The organism is Terrabacter sp. NPDC000476 (assembly GCF_040300125.1).
Classification (GTDB): domain Bacteria; phylum Actinomycetota; class Actinomycetes; order Actinomycetales; family Dermatophilaceae; genus Terrabacter.
This window is the reverse complement of record NZ_JBEPDF010000001.1, coordinates 178,513-191,493: the sequence shown is the minus strand read 5'-3', so window position 1 is coordinate 191,493 and position 12,981 is coordinate 178,513. Positions and strand designations below refer to the sequence as shown.

Annotated in this window: 14 protein-coding genes; 4 read left to right on the top strand and 10 right to left on the bottom strand. The window is 73.1% G+C overall.

The features are described 5' to 3' along the window. Positions 1–20 precede the first annotated feature (20 nt). Positions 21–188, top strand: coding sequence for a hypothetical protein (locus ABT295_RS00865; RefSeq protein WP_352392535.1), 168 nt, complete (start codon positions 21–23; stop codon positions 186–188). A 4-nt stretch (positions 189–192) separates the two neighbouring features. Here ABT295_RS00865 and ABT295_RS00860 read toward each other — a convergent pair whose 3' ends face one another. Next, entirely contained in the window at positions 193–1,359 is a 1,167-nt protein-coding gene (locus ABT295_RS00860) for a permease (protein ID WP_352392534.1), read from the bottom strand. Positions 1,360–1,494: 135 nt separating this feature from the next. Here ABT295_RS00860 and ABT295_RS00855 point away from each other — a divergent pair, with 135 nt between their 5' ends. Continuing rightward, the gene (locus ABT295_RS00855; RefSeq protein WP_352392533.1) at positions 1,495–2,325 is read left to right on the top strand and encodes a phytanoyl-CoA dioxygenase family protein; all 831 of its coding nucleotides are present in this window, start codon (positions 1,495–1,497) and stop codon (positions 2,323–2,325) included. Positions 2,326–2,444: 119 nt separating this feature from the next. On the opposite strand, the gene ABT295_RS00850 is transcribed toward ABT295_RS00855, so the two are convergent. After that, the gene (locus ABT295_RS00850) at positions 2,445–3,668 is read right to left on the bottom strand and encodes an amidohydrolase (RefSeq protein ID WP_502991116.1); all 1,224 of its coding nucleotides are present in this window, start codon (positions 3,666–3,668) and stop codon (positions 2,445–2,447) included. 106 nt (positions 3,669–3,774) lie between these two features. Here ABT295_RS00850 and ABT295_RS00845 point away from each other — a divergent pair, with 106 nt between their 5' ends. Further along, the gene (locus tag ABT295_RS00845) at positions 3,775–4,800 is read left to right on the top strand and encodes a helix-turn-helix transcriptional regulator (protein WP_352392532.1); all 1,026 of its coding nucleotides are present in this window, start codon (positions 3,775–3,777) and stop codon (positions 4,798–4,800) included. A gap of 54 nt (positions 4,801–4,854) precedes the next feature. Then, on the top strand, positions 4,855–5,817 hold the full coding sequence (gene ypfJ, locus ABT295_RS00840) for a KPN_02809 family neutral zinc metallopeptidase (RefSeq protein WP_352392531.1): 963 nt from the start codon (positions 4,855–4,857) through the stop codon (positions 5,815–5,817). Here ypfJ and ABT295_RS00835 read toward each other — a convergent pair. Genes ABT295_RS00835 through ABT295_RS00800 form a run of 8 tightly spaced genes read right to left on the bottom strand, consistent with a single transcriptional unit; the run spans position 5,810 to position 12,972 of the window. After that, positions 5,810–6,433 (bottom strand): acVLRF1 family peptidyl-tRNA hydrolase, encoded by a 624-nt coding sequence (locus ABT295_RS00835; protein ID WP_352392530.1) that lies wholly within the window; start codon positions 6,431–6,433, stop codon positions 5,810–5,812. The genes ypfJ and ABT295_RS00835 overlap by 8 nt on opposite strands. Before the next feature lie 49 nt (positions 6,434–6,482). Beyond that, positions 6,483–6,809: a metal-sulfur cluster assembly factor gene (locus tag ABT295_RS00830; RefSeq protein WP_345505522.1), complete on the bottom strand. Its 327-nt coding sequence runs from the start codon at positions 6,807–6,809 to the stop codon at positions 6,483–6,485. Continuing rightward, positions 6,806–7,288, bottom strand: a complete 483-nt coding sequence (gene sufU / locus ABT295_RS00825; protein ID WP_352392529.1) for a Fe-S cluster assembly sulfur transfer protein SufU — start codon at positions 7,286–7,288, stop codon at positions 6,806–6,808. Before sufU ends, ABT295_RS00830 begins: the two co-directional genes overlap by 4 nt. Beyond that, complete coding sequence (locus tag ABT295_RS00820; RefSeq protein WP_352392528.1) at positions 7,288–8,592, bottom strand: aminotransferase class V-fold PLP-dependent enzyme; 1,305 nt, start codon at positions 8,590–8,592, stop codon at positions 7,288–7,290. Before ABT295_RS00820 ends, sufU begins: the two co-directional genes overlap by 1 nt. A gap of 5 nt (positions 8,593–8,597) precedes the next feature. After that, positions 8,598–9,374, bottom strand: coding sequence for a Fe-S cluster assembly ATPase SufC (sufC, locus tag ABT295_RS00815; RefSeq protein ID WP_352392527.1), 777 nt, complete (start codon positions 9,372–9,374; stop codon positions 8,598–8,600). A 3-nt stretch (positions 9,375–9,377) separates the two neighbouring features. Then, positions 9,378–10,679, bottom strand: a complete 1,302-nt coding sequence (gene sufD / locus ABT295_RS00810; RefSeq protein WP_502991062.1) for a Fe-S cluster assembly protein SufD — start codon at positions 10,677–10,679, stop codon at positions 9,378–9,380. After that, on the bottom strand, positions 10,679–12,100 hold the full coding sequence (gene sufB, locus ABT295_RS00805; RefSeq protein ID WP_352392526.1) for a Fe-S cluster assembly protein SufB: 1,422 nt from the start codon (positions 12,098–12,100) through the stop codon (positions 10,679–10,681). Before sufB ends, sufD begins: the two co-directional genes overlap by 1 nt. Further along, positions 12,097–12,972, bottom strand: coding sequence for a helix-turn-helix transcriptional regulator (locus tag ABT295_RS00800; protein ID WP_352392525.1), 876 nt, complete (start codon positions 12,970–12,972; stop codon positions 12,097–12,099). The genes sufB and ABT295_RS00800 overlap by 4 nt, the downstream gene beginning before the upstream one ends. Positions 12,973–12,981: the final 9 nt, after the last annotated feature.

Sequence of the window (12,981 nt, the reverse complement as noted above, 5' to 3'; positions counted from 1 at the left end):
GAGTCGGGTACGGGTGGCGCATGAGCGACGACGTGCTGCCGGGTCCTGATCCCTACGACCCCGACGAGGACCCCGACACGGGGTCGACGATGACGGCCCCCGAGGGTGGCCGCCCCGATGGCGCCCCGGCGCCCTCCGGGCACGAGGCGGTCGTGCCGGACGAGGACGAGGCGCCACCGGACGAGTGACCGGTCAGCCGACGGGGGCGAGCTGGAGGGCCACCCCCGCGACGAGGCCGCCGGCCACGACCACGCTCGTCACTGCAGCGGTCACCCGCCAGGAGAAGGTGCGCGCGACCATGAGGATCGACGGGATGCTCAGGGCCGGCAGGGTGATGAGCAGCACGCCGACCACGCCGAAACCTGCACCGGCGGAGACGAGGCCGGCGACGACCGGGATCTCGCCGCCCGTGGGGATGACGAGCGCGGCACCGACGAGCCCCACGACGAGCAGGGCCACCGGCCCGGCGGCCCGGTCGAGGCCGGCGAAGTCGGAGAGCCAGCCGCTGAGCCAACCGGTCAGCAGCACGAGCACGAGGTACTCCGGCACGAGCACGAGGACGTACCGCGCCAGCGTCCGGGCGAAGCGCAGCGGCAGCTCGCGCACCTGCGTGGCGTCGCCCTCCGCTCCGGGGGGCGCGCCCAGCCAGGAGCTCCGTGTGCGGACCGGCGAGACCTCCGGCTCCGGTTCGTCGGAGCCGCGCACCCGGCCGGCGACGGCTGCCGCGGCGACGGCGGCACCCACGACGAGCACCACCCCGACGACGGCGCGGACGGCGACGAGCTGCCACGGAAGGGTCAGGGCGAGGAATACGAGGACGGCCGGGTTGAGCAACGGGTTGCCGAGCCAGTAGGCGACGCTGGCGCCGATGGGCGCGCCCTTGCGCCGTAAGCCGATCGCGACCGGTGAGGTGCAGCAGGTGCACATCATGCTCGGCAGCGACAAGGCCGCGCCCATGACGCCCTGGCCCGCGGCGCTGCGCCGCGACATGAGCTGCACGAACCATCGGCGCGGCACGAGCGACTCGATCGCGGCCGCCACGACGAGCGCCACGAGGGCCGCCTTCCAGACGGCAGCGGCATACGCCCTCGTGAAGTCGAGGGCACCGGCCACGCTGGGCGCCGACCCGGGCTGCCCGCTCGTGCCGAAGATCGCCGAGCCGCTCCAGGCGCCCGTGGCCGACAGCGTCCGGGTGCGCTCGGCGTACGGCAGCCACTTCGCCCACAGCAGGCCGGCCACGAGCAGCGCGAGCACGACGACGACGCCCGTCACACCGACCCGCCGCGGCGGGGTGGTGAGGGTGGCGTCGCACGCGCTGCTCCCGTCCAGGACGGGACCGGTCACGGGACGCTGGCTCATCGGGATCCTCCACGGCTGCCGGGACGAAGGGCGGAGCGCCACGGCGCGAGCGGTCCGCCGTGCACGTACCCAACAAAGCGCGGACGACCAGCCCCCATCGCCCCGACGCGACGGTTGCACGCGTAGCGTCGCACCATGACGACCGAGAGCAGGGTGGACGGGGACGACGAGGTCGCGCGGATCAGGCACGGGCTCGAGACGGACGGCATCGTCGCGCGCCGTGGCGCCTTCTCCGCCGAGTGGGTGCAGCGGCTGCGCGAGGACGTCGACGCGGCCTTCGAGGAGGCGCGCTCCCGGGAGGGCGGCGCCGTCGGCCGCGGCCCGAACCGCTGGTACGTCGAGATCCACCCCGAGGCGCTGCGCGGCTTCGTCGACCTCGTCGACCACCCGTGGGTGCGCACCGTCTGCGAGACCGTGCTCGGTCCCGACTACCGCATCGTCGAGGTCGGCTTCGACACCCCCTTCCCGGGCGCCACGGTGCAGCCGTGGCACCGTGACTTCCCGAGCCCGCCGGAGACGACCGACGGGCACCGCCTCACGTCGCTCGCCTTCAACCTCACCACCGTCGACACGACCGACGAGATGGGGCCCTTCGAGATCGCGCCCGGCACGCAGTGGGACCGCGGCGACGACTTCGACCACGAGCAGTTCCCGCCCGAGTCGGCCTACGCGCGGTACGAGGCGCTCGCCGAGCGGAAGTACCCGAAGGTCGGTGACATCTCGGCCCGCTCGGCGCTGACGATCCACCGGGGCACGCCGAACCGATCCCAGGTCGCGCGGCCCGTGCTCGTGCTCGGCGTCGACGCCCCGGGCGCCGGCAACGACGCGCACCACGACCTCGCCGTGACGCAGCGCTACTGGGACACGCTCCCCCAGCGCGTGCGCGATCACCTCGCGTGCCCCGTCGTCGACGAGCTCGCCCCCATCGTGCAGAAGCACGACATCGAGGGTCTCGTCATGGGCTGACGGTTCCACCCGGCCCGTATGCCGGTGGTGGTCGTCGCGTGGCGCGCACCGCCGACGTCGACCGCCGAGCGGGAGGAGGCCCTGCCGGACCTCTGTGCAACGGCGGTGCCTCTCGGCGGTCAGGGATGGTGGAGCCAGGTTCCGGCGGCGCCGACGAGGGCCTGCACGCCGAGCTCGAGCGTGGGGTCGACGACGGGGGCGAAGAGGGGCGAGTGGTTGGAGGGCAGCGACGCGAGCACCGCCCGGATGCCCTCGAGGTCGCGCGCGCCGGCGAAGGCCGCCGGGTCGGCGCCGCCGAGCAGCCAGAAGACGCAGGGCGCGTCGGCCGCCTCGGCGAGCACGCCGACGTCCTCGCTGCCTGTGATCGGGCCGGGGTCGACGACCCGCCCGGCGCCGACGAGGGCCTCGAGCGCCGGCCGGGTGCGCTCGACGCCCGCCGGGTCGTTGACGACGGCCGGCGACTGCTCGAACGGCTCGACGAGCGGGGCCCGCCGCGCCCCGGCCGTGGCCGCCTCTCCCTCGACGATCCGGGTCACGGCGGCGAGCGCCCGCTCGCGCACGCGCACGTCGTAGGTGCGCAGGTTGACGAGCAGGACCGCCTCGTCGGGGATGATGTTCGACTTCGTGCCGGCCTGCACCGAGCCGACGGTGAGCACGGCCGTGTCGGTGCCCGCGACCTCGCGCGAGACGACCGTCTGCAGGCGCAGGATCGTGGCGGCCGCGAGGACGACCGGGTCGACCGTCGCCTCGGGCCGCGAGCCGTGCCCGCCCTCGCCGAAGAGGGTGATGCGCAGGCTGTCGGTGGCCGCGAACGACGGCCCGGGGCGCAGGCCGATCGTGCCGGCCGGGATCGGCGCGACGTGCTGGCCGAGGACGACGTCGGGGCGCGGCACGGTGTCGTAGAGGCCGTCCTCGACCATCGCGCGCGCACCCTGCGCGACCTCCTCCGCGGGCTGGAACACCGCGACGAGCGTGCCGCGCCACGTCTCGTCGGCCACGAGCACCGACACCGCGCCGAGCAGGCACGTGACGTGCACGTCGTGGCCGCACGCGTGCATGACCGGCACGTCGCGGCCGTCGGGGTCGATGCCGCGGGCGCTGCTGGCATACGGCAGCCCGGTGGCCTCGGCGACGGGAAGGCCGTCCATGTCGGCGCGCAGCAGCACGACCGGCCCCTCGCCCCGCGCCAGGACGCCGACGACGCCGGTGCGCCCGACGCCCTCGGTCACGGTCAGGCCGAGCTCGCGCAGCCAGGCGGCCACGAGCCCGGCCGTGCGGTGCTCCGTGAACGACAGCTCGGGGTGCGCGTGGAGGTCGCGGTAGGTCTCGCGCAGGCGGGGCATCAGGTCGACGAGCGGGGTCGTGTCCACGATCCCGACCCTACCGAGCCCCCGGCGTCGGCGCCCGGCGCTACGGTCGGTGCGACGACCCGCTCGCGGAAGGGAACGGATGCCGCACGACACGAGCCCCACGGCGCGCGCCCTGCTCGCGCTCGAGGCGATCCAGGACTCCCCCGGCATCACGGCCCAGGCCCTGGGTGACCGCCTCGGCGTCACCGAGCGCGCCGCCCGTCGCTACGTCGCGATCCTCCGCGAGGCGCAGGTGCCGGTCGAGTCGGCCACGGGCCCGGGCGGCGGCTACCGCCTCGGCCGCGGGCTGCGGCTCGCGCCGCTCATGTTCACCCCGGCTGAGGCGCTGGGCCTCGTCATGGCGGTGCTCGAGGGGCACCGGCAGGCGGTCGACCCGGCCGACCTCGTCGGGGGCGCGCTCGCGAAGATCCTGCGCGTGCTCCCCCAGCCGGTGGCCGGCGCGGTGCGCGCGGTGCGGCGGCCGAGCGGGCCGCCGCCCGACCCGTCGCTGCGCGTCGACCCGGCGACGACGGCCCGGCTCGTCGAGGCCTGCAGCGCCTCGCGCCGGGTGCGACTCGGCTACCGCCTCGAGGACGGCCGCGAGCGCGACATGGAGGTCGACCCGTGGGCCGTCGTGCTGCGCCACGGGCGGTGGTACCTGCTGTGCTGGTCGCACACGAGCACGGCCCGCCGGGTGCTCCGCGTCGACCGCGTCCGGTCGGCCTTCGTCACCTCGCAGCGCTTCGAGGCGCCCGAGCAGCTCGACGCCCTGCGCGTGCTCGAGGAGCACCTGTCGCAGGGCTGGCGGCACGAGGTCGACGTGCTGCTGCGCGCCGACCTGCTCGAGGCCGGCCGGTGGCTGCCGCGCAGCCTCGGGCGGCTCGAGGAGGTCGACGGCGGCGTCCGGCTCCGCGCCACGACCGACGACCCCGAGTGGTACGCCCGCCAGCTCGCCGTCACCCCGCTCACCTTCGAGGTGGTCGGCTCGCCCGCGCTCGTGCAGGCCACCGAGGACCTCGCCGCCCGGCTCGTCAAGGCCGCCGGTGCCGCCGGACCGCCCGCACCGGGTACGCACGGGGTACGCACCAGCCATGACCCCGGCCGACAGCCACCCCCTGCGCACTAGGGTGATCCCGACCGGCCCGGGCAGCGCCCGGACCCGAGACCGAGGACCGATGACATGACCTTCAACGACAACGCACAGCTCGACACCTCCCAGGTCGAGAGCGGCGGCAGCAGCGGCGGGTTCGGCGGTGGTGGAGGCGGCGGCTTCCCCGGCGGCATCCAGGTCGGCGGCGGCATCGGCGGGCTCATCCTGCTCGTGCTCGCACTCGTCTTCGGCGGCGGCAACCTGCTCGGTGGCGGTGACTCCGGCAGCTCGGGGGCCGGGCTGCCCTCGCAGCAGCTGCAGCCCGGGCAGGTGAGCGCGGCCGGCCAGGTCGACTCGGGCAGCTTCAGCCGGTGCAAGACGGGCGCCGACGCCAACAAGGACGACGTCTGCCTCATCATCGCCACGGTCAACAGCGTGCAGGACTACTGGTCGACGACGCTGCCGAAGTACTCGATGGACTACGAGCCGGTCAAGACCGTCATCTACCAGGGCCAGACCCGCTCCGGCTGCGGCACCGCCAACAGCCAGGTCGGCCCGTTCTACTGCCCGCTCGACTCGAAGGTCTACGTCGACGCGAGCTTCTTCTCCGAGCTGCAGAGCAAGTTCGGCTCCGACGGCGGGCAGCTGGCCAAGGAGTACGTCATCGCGCACGAGTACGGCCACCACGTGCAGAACCTCCTCGGCCTGCTCGACCGCGCGCAGCAGGACCCGCAGGGCGCGAACTCCGGCGCCGTGCGCGTCGAGCTCATGGCCGACTGCCTCGCCGGCACGTGGGCCAAGCACGCCACCGAGACGACCGACGCCGGCGGCACCCCGCTGCTCAAGGCGATCACCCCCGACGACATCCAGTCGGCGCTCTCGGCCGCGTCGGCCGTCGGCGACGACCGCATCCAGGAGAAGGTGCAGGGCCGGGTCACGCCCGAGAGCTGGACCCACGGGTCGTCGGAGGCGCGCATGCGCTGGTTCTCGCAGGGTTACGAGACCGGTGACCTCAACCAGTGCAACACCTTCGGCGTCGGCAACGTCACGTGACGCCGGTGGCCGCCTCGGTCAGCTCGACGCGGACGGCCCGGCCCCGCCGCAGCGCGGTCTCGAGCACGTCGCGCCTCGGGTCGGGCAGGTCGTAGAGCTCCCGCGCCGGCAGCCCGGCGAGGGCCCGGAGCGCGGGCGCCGCGAGCACCTCCCGCACGAGCGCGCGGTCTCCCCCGACGACGAGGCCACGAGGTATGCCGTCCGCCCCCGCCCGCGGTGACTCGTCGTCGCCGAGGAGCACGCGTCGCGCGTGCCCGACGACGGCGTCGACGAGCTCGTCGGCCTGCTTGCCCCGGCGGCGCGCGAAGCGCTGCTGCGACCAGCCGCCGGCGGCGGTGCGGGACTGCACGTGCCGGGTGCCGACCTTCGACGCGGTGAACGCGCCCGCACGGGCGAGCCCGACGGCATACCCCCCTCGACGCACGAGCACGACGCCGAGGGGGTCGTGCTCGAACGGGGTCGCGACGAGCGAGGAGCCGTCGGCGGCGCGCGCGGACACGACGACGCCGCCGGGAGCAGGCTCCTCGGCGGCGTCGTAGGTGCCGTGGCGCTCGGCGAAGCCGGCCATCCAGCGGTCGAACCGCTCGGGGTCGACCTCGATGACGCGCGTCGTCACGGGCGCGGGTGCAGCGGTCTCAGGGGTCGAGGTCTCAGAGGTCGGCGTCTCAGAGGTTGAAGCCGAGCGCGCGCAGCTGCTCGCGGCCGTCCTCGGTGATCTTGTCGGGGCCCCACGGCGGCATCCACACCCAGTTGATGCGGTGCGTCGTGACGAGACCCTCGAGGGCCTGGGCCGTCTGGTCCTCGATGACGTCGGTCAGCGGGCAGGCCGCCGACGTCAGCGTCATGTCGATGACGGCGTGCGACTGGGCGTCGACGGTGATGCCGTAGACGAGGCCGAGGTCGACGACGTTGATGCCGAGCTCGGGGTCGACGACGTCGCGCATGGCCTCCTCGACGTCGGCCACGTTCGGCGGGGTTGCGGTCTGGCTCATGACGGAACTCCTTGGGGGGAGGGCGAACTCGTGGACGAGATGTCGACGCCGGCTCGGGCGAGGGCGTCGGTGAAGGCGGTCCAGCCGAGGAGGGCGCACTTGACGCGCGCGGGGTACTTCGACACCCCGGCGAAGGCGACGCCGTCGCCGATGACGTCCTCGTCGCCCGCGACCTGGCCCTTGGAGGTCAGCATCGCGCGCATGGCCTCGAAGGTCTCGAGCGCCTCGGCGACCGGGTGGCCGATGACCTCCTCGGCGAGCACCGAGGAGCTCGCAACGGAGATCGAGCAGCCCTGGGCGGCGTAGGACACGTCGCGCACGACGGCGTCGGGGCCGGTGCCCTCGACGTCGACGCGCAGGGTGACCTCGTCGCCGCAGGTCGGGTTGATGTGGTGCACCTCGGCGTCGAAGGGGTCGCGCAGCCCCGCGTGGTGCGGGCGCTTCGAGTGCTCGAGGATGAGCTCCTGGTAGAGGTCCATCAGCTGGCCTCCCTCTCGGTGTCGATGCCGAAGACGACCGGCACGCGGTCGAGCGCGGCGAGGAGGGCCTCGACGTCGGCGGACGTGTTGTGCACGGCGAACGAGGCTCGCGTCGTCGCCGCCGCGCCGAGGGCGCGGTGCAGCGGCCACGCGCAGTGGTGGCCGACGCGCACGGCCACGCCGGCGTCGTCGAGCACCTGCCCGACGTCGTGGGCGTGCACGCCGTCGACGACGAACGCCACGGCGCCCCCGCGGCCGGTGCCGAGGGCCGGGCCGACGACCCGCACCCACGGCCGCTCCGCGAGGCCGCGCATGAGCAGCTCGACGAGGGCCGACTCGTGGGCGTGGATGCGCTCGATGCCGACCGCCTCGACCCAGCGCACGGCGGCCGCGAGGCCCACGGCCTGGGCGGCGTTCGGCACGCCCGCCTCGAACTTCTGGGGCGCCGGAGCGTACGTCGAGCGCTCCATCGTGACGAGCTCGATCATCGAGCCGCCGGTGAGGAAGGGCGGCATGACCTCGAGCAGCTCGCTGCGACCCCAGAGGACGCCGACCCCCATGGGGCCGTACATCTTGTGGCCGCTGAAGGCGATGAAGTCGGCCCCGAGCGTGGCGACGTCGACCGCGAGGTGCGGCACCGACTGGCACGCGTCGACGACGACGAGGGCCCCGACCGCGTGCGCCCGCTCGGCGAGCTCGGTGACCGGGTTGACGGTGCCGAGCACGTTGGAGACGTGGGTGAACGCGAAGACCTTGGTGCGCTCGGTGAGCAGGTCGTCGAGACCGGAGAGGTCGAGCGCGCCGTCGGCGCCTACGGGCACCCACCGCAGCGTCGCCCCGGTGCGCCGCGCGAGCTCCTGCCACGGCACGAGGTTCGCGTGGTGCTCCATCTCGGTGACGAGGATCTCGTCGCCGGGACGCAGCACGAAGCGCTCGTCCTTGGGCTCCTGCGTCGGCGCCGCGTTGGAGAACGCGTAGGCGACGAGGTTGAGCGCCTCGGTGGCGTTCTTCGTGAACACCACCTCGTCGGCCGGGGCGCCGACGAAGGCGGCGATCGTCGCGCGGGCCGCCTCGAAGTCGTCGGTGGCCTCCTCGGCGAGCTGGTGCGCGCCGCGGTGCACGGCCGCGTTGTGCTGCTCGTAGAAGGCCCGCTCCGCGTCGAGGACGGCGGTCGGCTTGTGCGACGTGGCCCCGGAGTCGAGGTAGACGAGCGGCCTGCCGTCGCGCACCGTGCGCGCGAGGATCGGGAACTCGCCGCGGATCGCGGCGAGGTCCCTCTCCGTCAGCGGCAGGACGTCGGGCATCCGGCTCAGGCCTGCGTCGCCGAGGCCGGGGCCGAGGCCAGGTAGCGGTCGTAGCCCTCGTCCTCGAGGCGGTCGGCCAGCTCGGGGCCGCCCTGCTCGACGACCTTGCCGTCGACGAAGACGTGCACGAAGTCGGGCTTGATGTAGCGCAGGATGCGCGTGTAGTGCGTGATGAGCAGGACGCCGAGGTCGCTGCCCTCCTTGGCGCGGTTGACGCCCTCGGAGACGATCTTCAGGGCGTCGACGTCGAGGCCGGAGTCGGTCTCGTCGAGCACGGCCACCTTCGGCTTGAGCAGCTCCATCTGGAGGATCTCGTGGCGCTTCTTCTCGCCGCCGGAGAAGCCCTCGTTGACGTTGCGCTCGGCGAAGGCGGGGTCCATCCGCAGGTCGGCCATGGCGGACTTGACGTCCTTGACCCAGGTGCGCAGCTTCGGGGCCTCGCCGTCGATGGCGGTCTTGGCCGTGCGGAGGAAGTTGCTCACGGTCACACCGGGCACCTCGACGGGGTACTGCATCGCGAGGAAGAGGCCCGCGCGGGCGCGCTCGTCGACGCTCATCGCGAGGACGTCCTCGCCGTCGAGCGTCACGGTGCCGCCGGTGACGGTGTACTTCGGGTGGCCGGCGATGCTGTAGGCCAGCGTCGACTTGCCGGAGCCGTTCGGGCCCATGATCGCGTGGGTCTCCCCCGATTTCACGGTGAGGTCGACCCCGCGCAGGATCTCCTTGGGGCCGTCCTCGGTCTCGACCGAGACCGTCAGTCCCTTGATCTCGAGCGTGCTCATGGGTCAGTTCTCCTTGTTGGTGCTGGGGATGTCGGTGCTGGGGGTGTGCTGGGTGGGAGCCGCGTATGCCGTCGCCGCGAGCTCCTCCTCGATGGCCGCGGTGATCTCGTCGCGCAGGTCGGCGAGCGGGATCTCCCGGATGATGTCGGCGAAGAAGCCGCGCACGACGAGACGCTTGGCCTCGTCCTCGGTGATGCCGCGCGACTGCAGGTAGAACAGCTGCAGGTCGTCGAAACGCCCTGTCGCGGAGGCGTGCCCGGCTCCCTCGATCTCGCCGGTCTCGATCTCGAGGTTCGGCACCGAGTCGGCGCGGGCGCCGTCGGTGAGCACGAGGTTGCGGTTGAGCTCGTAGGTGTCGGTGCCCTCGGCCTCGGCCCGGATGAGGACGTCGCCGACCCAGACCGTGCGGGCCGTCTCGCCCTGCAGCGCGCCCTTGTAGGTGACGCGGCTCTTGCAGTGCGCGGCGTTGTGGTCGATGTACGAGCGGTGCTCGAGGTGCTGGCCGGCGTCGGCGAAGTAGACGCCGAGGAGCGTCGCGTCGCCGCCGGGGCCCGCGTAGCGCACGTTGGCGTTGACGCGGACGACCTCGCCACCGAGCGTCACCGACAGGTGCTTGTAGCGCGCGTCGCGGCCGACGAGGGCGTCGTGCTGCGCGAGGTGCTGCGCGTCGTCGTCCCAGCGCTGGACCGAGACGAGCGTCAGGTCGGACCCGTCACCCGTGACGACGGAGACGAGCTGCGAGTAGCGGCTCGAGCCGGTGTGCTCGACGACGACGGTCGCCTTGGAGAAGCGGCCCGCCCGCACGACGAGGTGGCCGTGCACGGGCTCGCCGCCCTGGCCGACGAGCGAGAGGCGCACCGGCTCGTCGAGCTCGGCGTCGGCGGGGATGTCGAGGAGCAGCGCGCTCCCGGCCGCCCCCGCGACGACGGCCGCGCGGTCCTGCGGGGGCAGGATGCCGAGGGCCTGGGCCGCGTCGGCGTCGACGACCGAGGTCGTGACGCCCGCGGGCAGCTGCGTGCCGACCTCGAGGCGACCCGCGGCACCGTCGGCGAGCAGGTCGCGCAGCTTCTTGACCGGCGTGAAGCGCCAGTCCTCCTCGCGGCCGGTGGGCACCGGGAAGTCGGCGACGTCGAACGACGCCGTGCGCTCGGCCCGCGACTGGTCGGGCACGAAGGCGGCGGCCGAGTCGGTGTGGGCGGCAGCGCCGGGCAGGGTTGCGGTCGTGCTGGGGGCGGCGTCGGGCACCGTGGTCTCGCTCTGCTGGGTCTCGGGGTTGTCGGTGGTCGTGTCAGCCAGGAGGCCCATCAGCCGACGGCTCCTTCCATCTGCAGCTCGATGAGGCGGTTGAGCTCGAGGGCGTACTCCATCGGCAGCTCACGCGCGATCGGCTCGATGAAGCCGCGCACGATCATCGCCATCGCCTCGTCCTCGGCCATGCCGCGCGACATGAGGTAGAAGAGCTGGTCCTCGGAGACCTTCGAGACGGTGGCCTCGTGGCCCATCGAGACGTCGTCCTCGCGGATGTCGACGTACGGGTAGGTGTCCGAGCGGCTGATCGTGTCGACGAGGAGCGCGTCGCAGCGCACCGTCGAGGCCGAGTGCGAGGCGCCCTCGAGCACCTGCACGAGGCCGCGGTAGCTCGCCCGGCCGCCGCCACGGGCCACCGACTTGCTGATGATCGAGCTCTTCGTGTTGGGCGCGGCGTGCACCATCTTGCTGCCGGTGTCCTGGTGCTGGCCCTCGCCGGCGAAGGCGATCGAGAGGGTCTCGCCCTTGGCGTGCTCGCCCATGAGGAAGACGGCGGGGTACTTCATCGTCACCTTGGAGCCGATGTTGCCGTCGACCCACTCCATCGTGGCGCCCTCCTCGCAGGTGGCGCGCTTCGTGACGAGGTTGTAGACGTTGTTCGACCAGTTCTGGATCGTCGTGTAGCGCACGCGGGCGTTCTTCTTGACGATGATCTCGACGACGGCCGAGTGCAGCGAGTCCGACTTGTAGATCGGCGCGGTGCAGCCCTCGACGTAGTGCACGTAGGAGCCCTCGTCGGCGATGATGAGCGTGCGCTCGAACTGGCCCATGTTCTCGGTGTTGATGCGGAAGTAGGCCTGGAGCGGGATGTCGACGTGGACGCCCTTGGGCACGTAGATGAACGAGCCACCCGACCAGACGGCCGTGTTGAGCGCGGCGAACTTATTGTCGCCGGCGGGGATCACCGTCGCGAAGTGCTCGCGGAAGATGTCCTCGTGCTCCTTGAGGGCCGTGTCGGTGTCGAGGAAGATGACGCCCTGGGCCTCGAGGTCCTCACGGATCTGGTGGTAGACGACCTCCGACTCGTACTGCGCGGCGACGCCGGAGACGAGGCGCTGCTTCTCGGCCTCGGGGATGCCGAGACGGTCGTAGGTGTTCTTGATGTCCTCGGGCAGGTCGTCCCACGTGGCCGCCTGCTTCTCCGTCGACTTCACGAAGTACTTGATGTTCTGGAAGTCGATGCCGGTGAGGTCGGATCCCCACGACGGCATGGGCTTCTTGCCGAAGAGCGAGAGGCTCTTGAGGCGCAGCTTCGTCATCCACTCGGGCTCGCTCTTGCGGGCCGAGATGTCGCGCACGACGTCCTCGTTGAGGCCACGACGGGCGGTCGCACCGGCCACGTCGCTGTCGGCCCAGCCGTACTCGTAGGTGCCGATGCCCTTCAGACCCGGGTTGAGCTCTTCGATGTGGGTGGTCATGAGGAACCTTCCTTGACGTGCGTGAGCGTGTCGGTCCGTGCAGTGGTGACGGTCGTGCCGGTCGTGCTGGTGGTGGGGAGCGTGGTGGGGGTCGAGCCCGCGTCGGGGCCTCCCGCCGGTGCAACAGCGCCGGGTGGCGGTGTCTTCCGCCCCCGGCCGGCGAGTCCGCCGGTCGGGACGAAGGTCGTGCAGACGTGGTGGCCGCCGGCGAGCGTGGCCAGCCGCTGGACGTGGACGCCGAGCAGGCGCGAGAACGCGTCGGTCTCGGCCTCGCAGAAGGCCGGGAACTCGGCGGCGACGTGCTGCACCGGGCAGTGGCCCTGGCACAGCTGCACCCCGGTCAGGCCGCCGGCGCCGACGGGACGGGCGGTGGCGGCGAAGCCGTCCTCGCTCAGCGCCTCGACGAGCGCGGCGGTGCGCGCGGTGGGGTCGTCGCCCGCGGCGGCGAGCCGGTCGGCATACCTCGTCTCGAGGGCCGCGACGCGCGTGCGGGCGAAGTCGGTGACGGCGTCGGGGCCGGCATGACCCTCGAGGTAGCGCAGCACCTCGACGGCGAGCGCGTCGTAGTCGGCCTCGAGGGCGCCGTGGCCGGCGTCGGAGACGACGTACGCGCGCGCCGGGCGACCGCGGCCGCGGCGACCGCCGACGGGCTCGTGCGGCTCGACGGCGCCCTGCTCGACGAGTGCGTCGAGGTGGCGGCGGACCGCGGCGGGCGTCAGGTCGAGGCTGCGGCCGAGCTCGGCCGCCGTGATGGGGCCGTCGGCCGAGACCGCGTGGAGCACCCGCGAGCGCGTGCGCGACTCGAGCGGCGAGACGGGCTGGCCGTCGTCGCCGTCCTTCGTCTCACGCGGAGCGTGCTCACCGAAAAACACCACACCATT